The sequence below is a fragment of the Sphingomonas sp. H160509 genome (assembly GCF_024124765.2).
GTDB lineage: Bacteria > Pseudomonadota > Alphaproteobacteria > Sphingomonadales > Sphingomonadaceae > Sphingomonas.
This window is the reverse complement of record NZ_JAMXSR020000002.1, coordinates 973,163-988,975: the sequence shown is the minus strand read 5'-3', so window position 1 is coordinate 988,975 and position 15,813 is coordinate 973,163. Positions and strand designations below refer to the sequence as shown.

At 66.8% G+C, this 15,813-nt stretch carries 6 protein-coding genes and 6 pseudogenes; 3 read left to right on the top strand and 9 right to left on the bottom strand.

Annotated features, from left to right (window positions below):
• Window positions 1–122: 122 nt before the first annotated feature.
• Window positions 123–1,382, bottom strand: coding sequence for a threonine ammonia-lyase (locus NHF48_RS06360; RefSeq protein WP_056048458.1), 1,260 nt, complete (start codon window positions 1,380–1,382; stop codon window positions 123–125).
• A 57-nt stretch (window positions 1,383–1,439) separates the two neighbouring features.
• Between NHF48_RS06360 and NHF48_RS06355 the strand changes: the two genes are divergently transcribed.
• On the top strand, window positions 1,440–2,294 hold the full coding sequence (locus tag NHF48_RS06355; RefSeq protein ID WP_253070598.1) for an NAD(P)-dependent oxidoreductase: 855 nt from the start codon (window positions 1,440–1,442) through the stop codon (window positions 2,292–2,294).
• A 173-nt stretch (window positions 2,295–2,467) separates the two neighbouring features.
• The gene (locus NHF48_RS06350; protein ID WP_253070597.1) at window positions 2,468–4,138 is read left to right on the top strand and encodes an amidohydrolase; all 1,671 of its coding nucleotides are present in this window, start codon (window positions 2,468–2,470) and stop codon (window positions 4,136–4,138) included.
• A 9-nt stretch (window positions 4,139–4,147) separates the two neighbouring features.
• Here NHF48_RS06350 and NHF48_RS06345 read toward each other — a convergent pair.
• From NHF48_RS06345 to NHF48_RS06315, 7 genes and pseudogenes are all read right to left on the bottom strand, one after another.
• Window positions 4,148–5,036 (bottom strand): annotated as a pseudogene (locus NHF48_RS06345) (acyl-CoA thioesterase).
• Between the two features lie 72 nt (window positions 5,037–5,108).
• Window positions 5,109–6,236, bottom strand: coding sequence for an acyl-CoA dehydrogenase family protein (locus NHF48_RS06340; protein WP_253070596.1), 1,128 nt, complete (start codon window positions 6,234–6,236; stop codon window positions 5,109–5,111).
• Between the two features lie 141 nt (window positions 6,237–6,377).
• A pseudogene (locus NHF48_RS06335) lies at window positions 6,378–7,560 on the bottom strand (acyl-CoA dehydrogenase family protein).
• Window positions 7,561–7,564: 4 nt separating this feature from the next.
• A complete protein-coding gene (locus NHF48_RS06330; RefSeq protein WP_253070595.1) occupies window positions 7,565–8,065 on the bottom strand; it encodes an amidase family protein in 501 nt (166 codons plus the stop codon).
• The gene (locus NHF48_RS06325; RefSeq protein ID WP_263816767.1) at window positions 8,062–8,871 is read right to left on the bottom strand and encodes an amidase family protein; all 810 of its coding nucleotides are present in this window, start codon (window positions 8,869–8,871) and stop codon (window positions 8,062–8,064) included. The genes NHF48_RS06330 and NHF48_RS06325 overlap by 4 nt, the downstream gene beginning before the upstream one ends.
• Window positions 8,872–8,908: 37 nt before the next feature.
• A pseudogene (locus NHF48_RS06320) lies at window positions 8,909–10,940 on the bottom strand (3-hydroxyacyl-CoA dehydrogenase NAD-binding domain-containing protein).
• A gap of 115 nt (window positions 10,941–11,055) precedes the next feature.
• Window positions 11,056–12,277, bottom strand: a pseudogene (locus NHF48_RS06315) (serine hydrolase domain-containing protein).
• A 194-nt stretch (window positions 12,278–12,471) separates the two neighbouring features.
• Between NHF48_RS06315 and NHF48_RS06310 the strand changes: the two are divergent.
• Window positions 12,472–14,179: pseudogene (locus NHF48_RS06310) on the top strand (class I adenylate-forming enzyme family protein).
• Between the two features lie 145 nt (window positions 14,180–14,324).
• Here NHF48_RS06310 and glpK read toward each other — a convergent pair.
• Window positions 14,325–15,796, bottom strand: a pseudogene (gene glpK / locus NHF48_RS06305) (glycerol kinase GlpK); the annotation flags it as partial.
• Window positions 15,797–15,813: the final 17 nt, after the last annotated feature.

The following is a 15,813-nucleotide window of genomic DNA, read 5'->3' as shown; positions in this document are numbered from 1 at the left end:
GAAAAGTCCTTCAGGCAGGCGCGATCAGCCGCGTCGCCCCGTATATGGCCGCCCTGCGGCAACGTGCAATCGGTTTACCACGAATGTCGGTTAACGCGGTAAATCACCGTATCAGAATGGGATTATGCCAGCTCGACGGTCGACGTTTCGTACCCGCCAGCCCGCAAAGCCCCCACCAGCCGATCGAGATGCGCACGGTCGCGAAGCTCGCATTCGATGTCGGTGATGAGGCCCTTCGCCGGCAACGTCGTGAAGACGCGCTGGTGATAGATCTCGATGATATTGACGCGTTCCTGGTCGAAAATCCGCGCGACATGGAACAGCGCGCCCGGCTTGTCCTGCAACCGGATCCGCAGCCGCGCGAGCCGCCCCGACCGCGCCAGATCGCGCAACAGAACGTTGGCGAGCAGCCGCGTATCGATATTGCCGCCGCACAGCACGATGCCGACGGTCTTCCCCGCAAACCGCTCGGGATGCGACAGCAGCGCGGCGAGCCCGGCAGCGCCAGCCCCCTCGACCACCGTCTTCTCGATCTGGAGCAACAGGCTGACGGACTCTTCCAGGCTCCGTTCGCTGACGAGGACGATGTCGTCGACCAGTTCGGCAACGATCTTCGAGGTGATGGCGCCCGGCTCCTTGACCGCGATACCCTCGGCCAGCGTGTCGCCGGCGCACGCCATGTCGGTGCCGTTGATCCGGTTATACATCGACGGGAACAGCTCGGCCTGCACCCCGACCACCTCGATCGGATGACCGCCGGGCGCTTCGCTCAACGCCCGCGCGACCGTCGACATGCCCGAGATCAGACCGCCGCCACCGATCGGGATGACCAGAGTATCGAGCTGTGGCACGTCCTCCAGCATCTCGATCGCGACAGTGCCTTGGCCGGCAATGACGCGGGGATCGTCAAACGGGTGGACGAAGGTGAAGCCGCACTCGCCCTCCAGGATGCGCGCGTGCGCATAGGCCGCATCGAACGTCTCGCCGTGCAGCACGACGTTGGCGCCGTGCCCTTCGGTCTGCATGACCTTCACGGTCGGCGTGTTGGTCGGCATCACGATCGTCGTCGGGATGCCGAGCCGGTTGGCATGATAGGCGAGGCCTTGCGCATGATTGCCCGCCGACGCAGCGATGACGCCCTTCGCGCGCGCCTCGGCCGACAGCTGCAACAGCGTGTTGAGCGCGCCGCGCTCCTTGTACGCCGCGGTGAACTGCAGGTTCTCGAACTTCAGATACACCGTCGCGCCGGTCATCTTGCTCAGCGTCTTGCTGATCAGCGTCGGCGTGCGGACGATCGAGTCGCGGATCCGGTCATGCGCGACGCGGACGTCGTCGATCGAGACGGGGAGGGTGGGTGCCGCTACGGCAGCGTGGGTAGCCATGCCCGACCCGCTAGACCATCTGGCGCGCATGGGAAACACCGCTTATGCGCGGACGCTATGGCAAAACTGGCATTCATCGGAACCGGCGTCATGGGCGCGCCGATGGCGGGACACCTCGCCGCGGCAGGGAACGACGTCACCGTCTATAATCGGACACAGGCCAAGGCGTTGGCATGGGCCGATAAATATGGCGGCAAGGTCGCCGACACGCCGGCCGCCGCGGCGAAGGACGCCGATGCGGTATTCGCCTGCGTCGGCAACGACGACGATCTGGCCTCGGTGACTCTGGGCGAAGACGGCGCGTTCGCGGCAATGCGCGACGACGCGGTGTTCGTCGATCACACCACCGTCTCGGCCTCGATCGCGCGACGCCTCGCGGGCGAGCGCACGCTGGTAGTCGACGCACCGGTGTCGGGCGGACAGGCTGGCGCGGAGAACGGCAAGCTCTCGATCATGTGCGGCGGTTCGGCCGAGGCGATGGCGAAGGCCGAACCCTTCATGCAGGCCTATGCCGCACGCATCGTCCACGTCGGCGAGGCGGGCGCGGGCCAGACCACCAAGATGTGCAACCAGATCGCGATCGCTGGCGTGATCCAGGGCGTCGCCGAATCGCTGCGGTTCGCGCAAAACTCCGGGCTCGATCTCGACAAGGTGTTCGAGGCGATCTCGGGCGGCGCGGCGCAGAGCTGGCAGATGGTCAATCGCTGGCCGACGATGGCAAAAGACGAGTTCGACTTCGGCTTTGCGGTCGACTGGATGCGCAAGGACCTAGGCCTCGCGCTCGACGAAGCACGACGCAACGGCGCGGTCCTGCCGGTCGCGGCGCTGGTCGATCAATTCTACGCCGATGTTCAGGCAATGGGCGGCGCCCGCCAGGACACGAGCGCGCTGGTACGGAGATTGCCGAAGTGATCAAGCGCAACACCACAGCACTGCTTCCCTTCATCGAGAATGCCTCCGTCACTGCAACACTGCTCCCCTCCCTGGAAGGGAGGGGCCGGGGGTGGGTTGGCCCGTCGTTCAGGCGGCACGTTGCCCCAACCAGCCGAGCCACCCCCAACCCCTCCCTTTCAGGGAGGGGAGCAATGTTGGCGCTTTCGGCGCTACTCCTCCCGACCCCCGCGCTTGCCGACGGGATCGTCGACAACGTCAACGGTGTCACGATTGCTGACGGCGGACGCGTGATCCACTTCAAGGCGATCCTGGTCGACAAGGATGGTCGCGTCACGCGTCTCGTCCCCCCCGGCGAGGAAGCACCGAAGCTGAGCCGCAAGGAACTCAAGAAGAACGCTGGCAAGCCGCTCTACGACTGGCGCGTCGACATGGGGGGCAAGACAGTGTTGCCGGGCTTCATTGACGCACACGGCCACGTTCTCGAAATGGGCTTCGGCGCCCTGTCGCTCGACCTGTCGATGACCAAGTCGCTCGATGAGGCGAAGTCGCGGATCGCCGCCTACATCGCCGGCAATCCCGATCGCAAATGGGTCCTGGGCCGCGGCTGGAACCAGGAGGCGTGGGGGCTGGGTCGTTTCCCGACCGCCGCCGACCTTGAGTCGGTTTCCGGCGGCCACCCGATCTGGCTGTCGCGCGCGGACGGGCATGCCGGCTGGGCGAACCGCGAGGCAATGCGCGAGGCCGGCGTCACCGGCTCGACCGTATCGCCGGCGGGCGGGCGGATCGAGAAGACCGGCGGCGCGCCCGCGGGTGTGTTCGTCGACGGCGCGCAAGGACTGATCGAGAAGGTCGTGCCGCAACCGCTTCCCAAGGAGCGCGATGCCGCCTTCCTCACCGCGCAACGCATCCTCCTCGGCTACGGCGTCACCGCGGTCGCCGACATGGGCACGACGCTCGACGACTGGCTCACCTATCGTCGGATGGCGGACATCGGCGGGTTGCGCGTCCGCATCATGAGCTATGCGATGGGCGTCGAGACCGCGAGCCGGATCGGCGGCAAGGGGCCGACGCCGTGGCTGTACAATGATCACCTGCGGATGGGCGGCGTGAAGCTCTACGCTGACGGCGCGCTCGGCTCGCGCGGTGCGTGGTTGCTGAAGCCCTATACCGATGCGCCCGGCCAGTCGGGGCTCGGCTTCCTGACCGACGACCAGCTCCAGAATCAGATGAGCCGCGCGGCGATGGACGGGTTCCAGGTCGCGGTCCATGCGATCGGCGACAAGGCGAACCGGGAAGTGCTCGACGCGATCCAGGTCGAGAGCGAGACCTATACCGGCGATCGCCGCTGGCGGATCGAGCATGCGCAGATCGTCGATCCGACCGACCTGCCGCGCTTCGGCAAGTTCGGCACGATCGCCTCGATGCAGCCCACGCACGAAACCAGCGACCGGACGATGGCGGAGGCACGGCTCGGCCCGAACCGGCTGGCCGGTGCCTATGCGTGGAAATCGATGCTGACCAACGGCGCGAAGCTCGCCTTCGGGACCGACTTTCCGGTCGAGAAGCCCGATCCGTTCGCGACCTGGGCGGCGGCGTTCACGCGCCAGGACGCCGATGGGCAACCACAAGGTGGCTGGCAGCCGCAGGAACTCGTCACGCGCGAACAGGCGTGGTGGGCGATGACCGGCGCCGCGGCCTATGCCGGGTTCGCGGAGAAGCAGTTCGGTGCGCTCGCCCCGGGCCAGCGTGCGGACTTCATCGTCGTCGACCGCGACCCGACAATGGCCTCGCCGACCGACCTACGCGCGACCAAGGTCAGCGAGACGTGGATCGGCGGCGAAAAGGTCTGGGTGCGCAAGTAACCGCGCGGGTTATTGCCGCATCCGGATCAGCCCTTCCTGCGCAACGCTGGCGACTAGTCGGCCGTCGCGCGAGAAGATGCGCCCGCGGTTGAACCCGCGGGCATGCCCGGACCACGGTGCGTCGCACGCATAGAGCAGCCAGTCGTCGGCGCGAAAATCCTCGTGCAGCCACAGCGAATGGTCGAGGCTCGCGGTCTGCAGCCCCGGCGTGATCCAGTTGACGCCGTGCGGCAGCAGCGCGGTACCGAGCAACGCCATGTCCGACGCATAGGACAGGATCGCGCGGTGCATCGCTGGGTCGTCGCCGATCGGTGCGACCAGCCGGAACCAGTTGGCGTGGGCCGCGGGTTGCGGAACGGGCTCGATCCAGCTGCGCGGGTTGACCGGACGGATCTCGATCGGGCGCTGGCGCAGCATGTGCGCGCGGAACTTCTCGGGGATGCCGTCGATGCTCTCCAGGCGCAGTTCGCGATCGGAGCGCAGGTCTTCGGGCGGGGCGACATCGGGCATCGCGTCCTGATGATGGAGGCCGTCCTCCGGCGTCTGGAACGACGCCGCCATGTTGAGGATCGGCTGCCCCTTCTGCATCGCGATCACGCGCCGGGTTGCGAAACTCCGCCCCTCGAAGTCGCGGACCACGCGGAAGACGATCGGATAATCCTCGTTCCCCGGCCGCATGAAATACGCATGCAGCGAATGCGCGGCCTTGGGGCTTTCGGTCGAGCGTTGCGCGGCTTGGAGCGCCTGCGCGATCACCTGCCCCCCGAACACACGACCGACCCCGCCCGGCTGGCGCTTGCCGACGTAGAGATCGGTATCGACCTCCCTCGATTTCGAGCAGATCGACGAGCCCCTGCGCGAGAGCTTCGGGCGACGTATCGGCAGTATCCAAGCTCATCTGACCTCCGTGTTCTCCCGCGAAGGCGGGAGCCCAGACTGGGCCCCGCCTTCGCGGGGGCGCACCCTACGGTCAATACCCCGCGGCTACGGCCAGCCGATCCGCGTGGAAGTTCGCATCCCCGAACATCTCCGCCAGCACCCGCGCGCGCTTCATGTAGAAGCCGATGTCGTACTCATCGGTCATGCCGATGCCGCCATGCATCTGCACGCCCTCCTGCACGCTGAGCGTCGTCGCCAGCGCGGTCATCGCCTTGGCCACCGACACTGCCTCGTCCGCCCGATCGCTGCCCTGATCGAGCAACTGCTGCGCCTTGAGCACGGCGGCCCGCGCCACCTCCATCTCCGAATACAGGTGCGCGGCACGGTGCTGGAGCGCCTGGAAGCTGCCGATCAGCATCCCGAACTGCTTGCGCTCCTTCATGTAGCCGATCGTCATGTCCATCGCGCCACCGCCGACGCCGAGCAGTTCCGCGGACGCACCGGTTCGCCCTGCGCGGAGCAGGCGGTCGAGAGGCGTGCGACCCGCATCGACCTCGCCGATTACCGCGTCAGCATCGACCTCGACACCCTCGAACTCAAGCCGCGCGGCCAAGCTCGAATCAGCCAACCGCTCGGCGTTCGCAGTCAGTCCCGCAGCGTCCTTCGGCACTGCAAAAAGCGTGATACCGTCCTTGTCGTCGGCGCTACCACCGGTCCGCGCGGCGACTATGATCAGGTCGGCGGTGTGGCCATGCGTCACGAACCGCTTCGCGCCGGTCAGCTTGAACCCGTTGCCCGAGCGTTCGGCGGTCATCGCCACGGTGTCGCGGTGCTTGGCGCCCTCGTCGATCGCCAACGCCGCAACTGTCTCGCCCGCGATGATGCTGGGGAACCAGCGCTCAGCCTGACCCGTGCCCTTGAGCGCCTCGACCGCCGCAACCGCAGTGGACAGGAACGGCGAAGGCGACAGGTTCCGCCCAATCTCCTCCAGCACCACGCCAGCCTCTACGTGGCCGAGCCCGAGCCCGCCCTGGTCCTCGCCGATCAGGATACCGGTAAAGCCCATCTCCGCGAACTGCTTCCACAGGTCGCGCGAAAAACCGGTCTTGTCGTCGGCATCGCGCAACGCCCGCATGTGGCTCACGGGCGCGTGCTCCGCGACGAAATCGCGGATGGTGTCCTGAAGGACGGTCTGGTCGTCGTCTAGATACAGTGGCATGTTTTCGTCCTTCTGCTCCCTCGCCCCTTCGGGGAGAGGGGTCGGGGAGAGGCTCTGTTGGGTCGGATCGTCCGAGCCTCACTGCCCCCTCTCCCGCCTGCGCTTCGCTGCGGTACCCTCTTCCCGAAGGGGGCGAGGGAATTACGCCGGTAATTCCAAGATCCGCTTGGCGATGATGTTGAGCTGGATCTCGCTCGTCCCGCCCTCGATCGAGTTCGCCTTGGTGCGCAGCCACGACCGTGGGATCGCCCCGCCGCGCGACCGATCGCTGTCCCATTCGAGCGCATCCGGAGCCGCCCGCCGCCATCATCAATTCGTACCGGCCCTTGTTCAGCTCGGTCCCGTAATATTTCATCATGCTCGGCTGGGCCGGGTGCGCCTTGCCCGCCTTCAGCTCGTCGATGAACCGCTCGGACATCGCCCCGAACGCCTTCGCGCGCACCTCGAACAACGCGATCGACGCGCGCAGCAACGGATCCGCCAGCCGCCCGTCATGCCCGAGCCCGACGGTCGCGATCGCCCCGTCGATCAGCGGATTGCCGCCGCTCGACGCCAGCCCCATCCCCGAGATCATCTCGCGCTCATGCCCGAGCAGATACTTCGCGACGTCCCAGCCCTTGTTCTCCTCGTAGACGCGGTTGACCTTGGGCACCTCGACATTATCGAAGAAAGTCTCGCAGAACGGCGAATTGCCGCTGATCAGCAGGATCGGCTTGGTCGACACGCCCGGCGAGGCCATGTCGAACAGCACGAAGCTGATCCCGCCCTGCTTCGAGGTCTTGTCGGTGCGGACGAGGCAGAAAATCCAGTCGGCCTTGTCGGCGTAGGAGGTCCACACCTTCTGCCCGTTGACGAGATAATGGTCGCCCTTGTCCTCCGCCGAGGTCGCGAGCCCGGCAAGGTCGGACCCTGCATTGGGCTCCGAATACCCTTGGCACCAGCGGATTTCGCCGCGTGCGATCTTGGTCAGGTGATCGAGCTTCTGCTCCTCAGTGCCGTATTTGAGCAATGCCGGCCCGAGCATCGAAATCCCGAACGAATTGAGCGGGTTGCGCGCCTTTATTGCCGCCATTTCTTCACGCAGGATCTTGGTCTCGGCGGGCGACAAACCGCCGCCGCCATAGGCCTTGGGCCAATCGGGCACGGTCCAACCCTTGGCGGCCATCTTGTCGAGCCACTCCTTCTGCGCCAGCGACGACGGCTTGAACTGGCGCCCGCCCCAGCAGACGTCGTCCTCCGAGCGCACCGGCTTGCGCATCTCGGGCGGGCAATTCTCCGCGAGCCACGCACGCGTTTCGGACCGGAAAGTATCGAGGTCGGACATCGGATCAGCTCCTGCTTAGTCGATTGCACAGCGCGGCGACGGCGATCGCGTCGTGGTCGCGGTAACGGTTGGTGATGACCTGCACGCCGATCGGCAGGCCGCGCGGGTCGATCCCGACGGGCACGCTGGTCGCGGGCAGATTGGGGAAGGTGGCGAGGCCCGCCCAGGCGAACTGGACGCCGAACGGGGCGTCCTCGCCGTCGATCGACAGCGTGCGCCGCGCGACGTTGCGCTCGGCGATGTGCGGGAAGGCGTTCACGCCGCTGGCCGGCGCGATCACCGCGTCGAACTGCTCGAACAGCGCACCCCAGGCGCGTTGCAACCGCGCCTGCGAATCGAGTAGGTCGAACCAGTGCGACAGCGTCGCGACCTTGCCGTCGCGCGCGGGTCCGCCACGGGTCATCGCGATGCCGAGCATCCGCATATAGTCGGCATGCTGAGCAGCGAGGTCGATCGGCGGGGGTGCGCTTGAAATGATGGCGCCGGCCGCGGCGAGGGGCTTCACCGACGCGCCCGATCGCGCCGACGATCGACGAATCGACGCGTGCCGAGGGATGCGCGGTCAGCAACAGGATGCGCGGCCGGGAAAGGTCGACGCTCGGGCGAGACAGCGGAAGATCGGCTAGGACGTCGAGCGCAACGGCCAGATCCTCCGGATTGCGCGCCAACGGCCCAATTACGCCGAGAGCCGCGCTCGCCCCATCGGTGCCGGGCACGCGGTGGCCGATATCGGACAAGGCGCCATAGGTCGGCTTGTGCCCCCCATACGCCACAGAACGCGGCCGGCACGCGGATCGAGCCGCCGATATCGGAGCCGAGCTCGAGCGGCACCATCCCCGAAGCGAGCGCAGCCGCGGCACCACCCGACGATCCGCCGGGTGTCAGCGTCGGATCGATGGGATGATTCGTCCGGCCATGGATCGGGTTGTCCGCCTGCCAGTCGCTTAACCGCACCGGCACGTTGGTCTTGCCGAGGATCACCGCACCCGCCGCCTTTAGCCGGGTGACGGCGACGGCATCGCGGTCGACGATGTTGTCACGGTGGACGCCGACGCCCCAGCTGGTCGGCAAGCCGGCGACGTCGAACGATTCCTTCACCGTCATTGGCACGCCGAACAGCGGCCGGTCGTCCGGACCCTCCGCATCGAGCGCCCGCGCCGCCTCACGCGCACGCGCGAAATTGCGCACAACGACGGCGTTGATCGCACCGTCGCGTGCCTCGATCCGCGCGATCGCCGCATCGCACTCGGCGAGCGCGGTCGTCTCGCCCGCACGAATCGCCGCCGCCGTCTGGAGCGCAGACCGCTCCATCAGCGATCGACTACCGGCAAGAAACGACCGCAACCGATCACTTCAGTCGACCACCCGATGCCGCCGCGTCCTTCAGCGACTTCGCCACCGGGAACCCGTATTTCTCCAGCCCCGCGACGACCTTCGGCAACCCCTCGGACTGCGCCCAGAACATCGGCCCGCCGCGGTACACCGGCCAGCCGTACCCGTAGATCCACACCACATCGACGTCCGACGCGCGCTGCGCCTTGCCCTCTTCGAGGATCAGCGCGCCTTCGTTGACCATGGTGTAGAGCGTCCGCACGACGATCTCCTCGTCGCTGATCTCGCGCGGCGTCACGCCCGATTTCTTGCGGAAGTCGTCGATGATCTCCGTGACCCGCGCCGAGTTCGACGGCGTCCGCTTCTCGTCGTAATCGTAGAAGCCCGCCTTGGTCTTCTGGCCCCAGCGGTTCTCCGCCGCCAGCGCATCGCGGATGTTCTCGATCCGGCTCGGATCGCGGTGCCAGCCGATGTCGACGCCCGCCAGATCGCTCATCTGGAACGGCCCCATCGGCATCCCGAACGCCACGTGCACCTTGTCGATCTGCTCCGGGCTCGCGCCTTCGAGCAACAGCTTGGTCGCCTCGACCTGCCGCGGCATCAGCATCCGGTTGCCGATGAAACCGTAGGTGACGCCTGCCACCACAGCGACCTTCTTGATCTTCTTCGCGAGCGCCATGACGGTCGCGAGCACGTCGTCCGCGGTCTTGTCGCCGCGCACGACCTCCAGCAATTTCATCACGTTGGCGGGCGAAAAGAAGTGCATCCCGACCACGTCCTCGGGCCGCTTCGTGCACGCGGCGATCTCGTCGATATCCAGATACGACGTGTTCGACGCCAGGATCGCGCCCGGCTTGGCGATCGCGTCGAGCTTGGTGAAGATCTCCTTCTTCACCTCCATCGTCTCGTACACCGCCTCGATGATCAGATCGCATTCGGCGAGATCGGCGAAGTCGAGCGTCGGCTTCAGCGCGCCCATCGCCTGCTCGACCTGCTCGGGCTTGATCCGGCCTTTGGCGGCGGTCGCTTCGTAGTTCTTGCGTACGACGCCGGTGCCGCGGTCGAGCGCCTCCTGCTGCATCTCGACGATCGTCACCGGGATACCCGCGGACAGGAAGTTCATCGAGATGCCGCCGCCCATCGTGCCCGCGCCAATCACGCCGACGCGCTTGATCTCACGCAGCTTGGTGTCGGCGGGGACGTCGTCGATCTTCGCGGCCTGGCGTTCGGCGAAGAAGATGTGGCGCTGTGCGGCCGACTGCACGCCCATCATGAGCTTCATGAATTCCTGGCGTTCGAACGCGATGCCCTCTTCGAAGCTCGAACCGTCGGCGGCCTTCTCGACGCAGGCAATGTTGGCAGCCGGCGCGTCGAAGTTACGGAAACGGCGCGCATTCTCCTTCTTGAACGCAGCCACGGCATCCGGATCGGCCTGCGCGGTCTTCTCGGACGCACGGGGCAGGGGGCGCTTGGTCGCGATCTCGCGTGCAAAGGCGACGGCATCGGCCTCGAGCGAGTCCTCGCCGACGATCTTGTCGATCAGGCCGGCGTCGAGCGCCTTCTTCGCCGAGATCGGATCGCCCTTCGCGGTCATCTCGAGCGCGAGCTTCACGCCGGCTATGCGCGGGATGCGCTGCGTGCCGCCCGCGCCGGGGAGCAGGCCGAGCTTCACTTCGGGCGTGCCGATCCTCGCCGAGGGAACGGCGACGCGGTAATGGCAGCCGAGCGTCACTTCGCAGCCGCCGCCGAGCGCGGTGCCGTGGATCGCCGCGACGACGGGCTTCGACGACGCCTCGATCATGTCGACGACGGTCGGCAGGCCGGGCTCGACCATTTCCCTTGCCGAACTCGGTGATGTCGGCACCCGCGAAGAACGTGCGGCCGTCGCAGCGGATCACCATCGCGGTGATGCTGTCGTCGTTGACGCCGTCCTTGATCGCGGCTTCGAGGCCCTGCCGCACCGCAGCACCGAGCGCGTTGACGGGAGGATTGTTCGAGATGATGACGAGCACGTCGTCATGGCGTTCGGTGCGGATCGGGTTGGTCATTCTAGTCTCCTGGTGCCGGCCCCGTCATCCCGGCGAACGCCGGGACCCAGAGCCAAATTCGGTGTGCGTGCGGCCCTGGGTCCCGGCGTCCGCCGGGATGACGGCCGTTGGGGGATCAGGTCATCGCCGCGTAGATCATCGTCTTCAGCTCGCGACGGATGGGATAGAAACTGCTCGGCGAAAGCTGCGTCATGAACACCATCGACAGGCGTTCGACGGGGTCGACGAAGAACGCGGTCGAGAACATCCCGCCCCAGTAGAATTCGCCCTTCGACCCCGGCACCATCGTCTTCGCGACGTCGTCCGTGATCGCGAACCCGAGCCCGAAGCCGGTACCCGCGTTCGACGCCTCGCTGAACAGCGACTTCGACATCGCCGCGAGATCCGATTTTCCGGGGAGATGATTCTGCGTCATCAAATCAAGCGTCTTGCGCCCAAGGATGCGCGCGCCGTCGAGTTCGCCACCGTTCAGCAGCATCGTATTGAACCGGTGATAATCGAGCGCGGTCGAGACGAGCCCCCCGCCGCCGGAAACGAGCTTCGGCTGCCGGCTCCACGCACTCTCCGCACCGGGATCGTACATCACGCGGCTCTTGCCCGGCGCCAGCGTGTAGCAGTCGGTCAACCGGTCGAGCTTGTCGGCAGGGACCTGGAAGAAGGTGTCGTCCATCTTCAGCGGCGCGAAGATGCGTGTCTTGAAGAACTGGTCGAGCGGCAGGCCCGACACGCGCCGCACGACCGCGCCCAGGACGTCGGTCGCAACCGAATAATTCCATGCGGTGCCGGGCGAGAACTCGAGCGGGATCTTCGCCAGCGCGCCGATGAAGCCGTCGAGGTCATGGCCGCCATGCCAACCCTCGATCTTGCCGTCGCGGTACGCGGCATCGACGTTCGAGCGGTTCTGGAAGCTATACGTCAGCCCCGAGGTATGGCGAAGCAGGTCGACCATCCGCATCGGCTCGGCCGTCGGCCTGGTCACGAACGGCACGCCGCCGCCACCGCCGTCATAGACGCCGATATCCTTGAACTCGGGCAGCACGTGGTGGACCGGCGTATCGACCGCGACGAGGCCCTGCTCGACCAGCATCATGAACGCGACCGAGGTGATCGGCTTGGTCATCGACGCGATCCGGAACAGCGATCCTTCGTCGACGCTCTTGCCGCCCCTCACGCGCCGCGCCCGCGTTCGAGAAATGGACGATCTCGCCGTCCCGCGCGATCAGCAATTGCGCATTCGGCAGCTTGCCCGAATCGATATAGCGCGTCCGGAGCAGCGTATCGATCGCCGCCAATCGGCTCGCATCGAAGCCGTGCGCGGCAGGTTCAGCGATTTTCACGATTCGACCGTCCGTGCCATGACCCGCTCCATACCCCCTAGTTCGAACTTGCTGCCTCTATTGCCTTGAGTGCGGCAGGAATCAACTATAACCTGTCTTCGAACAGGCGATAAGCCAAACCCGAAATTCAACTCTGGAGTCAAACGGTCTTGGCAAGCGAACCGATCATCGCACTCGATCCCTCCTGGCCCGCGATGTCGCTCGCCGATGCCGAGCGAATGCTGACCGCGCCCGGCGCGAAGTTCGAGATGGAGATGCTGACGATCGACGGCATCGAGACGCGCATCTGGAAGAACGCGCCACCGTCGTTGCGCTGGCTGGCCGAGGCGGCGCGCGCGCATGGCGAACGGGTCTTCACGGCCTATGAGGACGAGCGCGTCACCTACGAGGCGAACTTTCGGGCGATCGCGGTGCTGGCGCACCGGTTGCGCGAGATGGGGATCGGCCCCGGCGACCGCGTCGCGCTGGCGATGCGCAACCTGCCCGAATGGCCGGTCGCGTTCTTTGCGGGTGCGAGCATCGGCGCGATCATGGTGCCGCTCAACGCGTGGTGGACCGGCGCGGAGCTGGAATACGGCTTAGCCGATTCGGGCGCGCGCGTGCTGATCACCGACGACGAGCGGCATCACCGGCTGGAGGCGGCGTATGCGACGCTGCCGGCGCTGGAGCACGTGTTCGTCGCGCGCGCCGCGGAGCCGCTGACCGGGATCGTGACGCGGCTGGAGGACGTGATCGGCACCCCGCACGACTGGGCTGCGTTGCCCGATGTCGGCCTGCCCGAAGCGACGATCGCACCCGACGACGATGCAACGATCTTCTACACCAGCGGCACCACCGGCGCACCGAAGGGGGCGCTCGGCACGCACCGCAACATGATGTCGAACATCATGTCCGGCGGCTATTCCTCCGCCCGCTCCTTCCTGCGCCGCGGCGAGGCACCGCCCGAACCGACGCCGCGCGTGACGCTGACGGTGATCCCGCTGTTCCATGTCACCGCCTGCTCGGCGGGGATGATGGGGGGTGATCGCGACGGGCAGTACGATGATATTCATGCGGAAATGGGACACGATCCGCGCGATGGAGATCATCGAGCGCGAGAAGGTCAACATCACCGGCGGCGTGCCGACCATTGCCTGGCAGCTGCTCGAGCATCCCGACCGCGAGAAATACGACCTCTCGTCGCTCGAATCGATCGCTTATGGCGGCGCGCCGGCCGCACCCGAACTCGTGAAGCGCATCTATGCCGAGTTCGGCGCGATGCCCGGCAATGGCTGGGGCATGACCGAGACGATGGCGACCGTCACGCATCACGGCGGCGAGGATTACCTCAATCGGCCGACCAGTGCGGGGCCACCGGTCGCGGCTGCCGACCTGAAGATCATGGCGGACGACGGCGTGACCGAGATGCCTCTGGGCGAGGTCGGCGAACTCTGGGCGCGCGGGCCGATGATCGTGAAGGGATACTGGAACAAGCCGGATGCGAGCGCCGCGACGTTCGTCGACGGCTGGGTCCGCACTGGCGATCTAGCGCGGCTGGACGACGAGGGGTTCTGCTACATCGTCGACCGCGCCAAGGACATGATCATCCGCGGCGGCGAAAACATCTACTCCAGTGAGGTCGAGAACGTCCTCTACGCGCATCCCGCGGTGACCGACGCGGCGCTGATCGGCATTCCGCACCGGATTCTCGGCGAGGAGCCGGCGGCGGTGGTCCACCTCGCGCCGGGTGCAGTGACGACCGAGGCGGAGTTGCAGGGCTGGGTGCGGCAGCATCTTGCGGCGTTCAAGACGCCGGTCGCGGTGCGCTTCGTGCACGAGACGTTGCCGCGGAATGCGAACGGGAAAATCTTGAAGAAGGATTTGCAGGTGCTGTTCGCGGATCGAGGCGGAAAAGACGGGTGAACCTTCTGCTCCCCCTCCCTGGAAGGGAGGGCTGGGGGGGGTGGGTTGCCGCAAAACCGAACCGTTGTGCCCCAAACCGGCCGACCCACCCCCAACCCCTCCCTTTCAGGGATGGGGGGCATGTTGCGCTTTCGCAGCGGCCGGCAGCTACCACGGTATCCACGGCTGCCTTCCATCCCGCCAGCCGCGCCTGTCGCTCGTCCTCTTCCAGCGACGGCGTGAACGTCTCCACCTCGCCGCGCATCGCCGTCGCCTGCTCCAGCCCTGCGAACAGCCCGGCACCGACGCCCGCCAGCATGGCGGCCCCCCAGTGCGGTCGTCTCCGCGAACCTCGGCCGCTCCACCTCGATCCCCAGCAGGTCCGCCATGTCCTGCGCCATCCAGTCGTTGGCGACCATGCCGCCGTCGATCCGCAGGCTGTGCCAGTCGATGCCGTCGGCGGCGAAGGCGGTCTTCAGGTCGTGCGCCTGGTATGCCATCGCCTCAAGCGCCGCGCGTGCCACGTGGGCCTTGCCGGTGGCGAAGCTCAGCCCCGAGATGCTCGCGCGCGCGTCCGGCTCCCACCACGGCGCACCCAAGCCACTCAGCGCTGGCACCAGGTACACGCCGCCGGTGTCGGGCACGCTGCGGGCCAGTGCTTCGGTTTCGGCGGCCGTGCCGATCAGGCCGAGCGTGTCGCGGAGCCACTGGATGAGGCTGCCGGCGACGAACACCGAGCCTTCCAACGCATAAGCTCGCTCGCCGTCCAACTGCCACGCGACCGTCGAAAGCATCCGGTGCCCCGATATCGGCGGCGTCGCGCCGGCATGCGTGAGGATGAACGCGCCTGTCCCGTACGTCGCCTTGGTCTGGCCGGGCGCGAGGCAGGCTTGGCCGATCGCCGCGGCCTGCTGGTCGCCGGCGATGCCGCAGATCGGAATCGCCGCGCCGAACGCGGTCGTCCCCCCCGAATTGTCCGGCGCAATTGACGATCTCGGGCAGCGCTGCGCGGGGCACGCCGAACAGCGCGCAGAGCCCGTCGTCCCAGCCGCCGCTGTGCACGTCCATCAAGGCGGTGCGCGAGGCGTTGGTCGCGTCGGTCACGTGCAACCCGCCGGTCAGTTTCCAGATCAGCCAGCTGTCGACCGTGCCGATTGCAAGGCGCGCGCCGGCGTCCGCGAGATGCGGCCATTCACGCATGGCCCAGCCGATCTTCGAGGCGGAGAAATAGGGATCGAGCAACAGGCCGGTCTTGGCCTGGACCTCGGCTTCGTGGCCTTGGTCACGCAGGTCCCGGCAGGTTTCGGCGGTACGCCTGTCCTGCCAGACGATCGCGGGCGCGAGCGGTTCGCCGGTCTCGCGGTCCCAGAAGACGATCGTCTCGCGCTGGTTGGTGATGCCGATCCCCGCGATCCGGTGTGCGCCGCCGGCTTGCGCGACCATCGCCGCGGTTACCCGGAGAGTCTTGCGCCAGATCTCTGCGGCGTCATGCTCTACCCAGCCCGCGCGGGGGTATTTCTGGTCGAGTGCCCGAGCTTCGCTAGCGACGCAGCAGCCGTCGGTCGCAAACAGTATGGCGCGGGTGGACGTGGTGCCCTCGTCGATGACGAGAATTAGATCTTTGGCGTCGTTCGGCATGCTTGAATGCTAGCCAC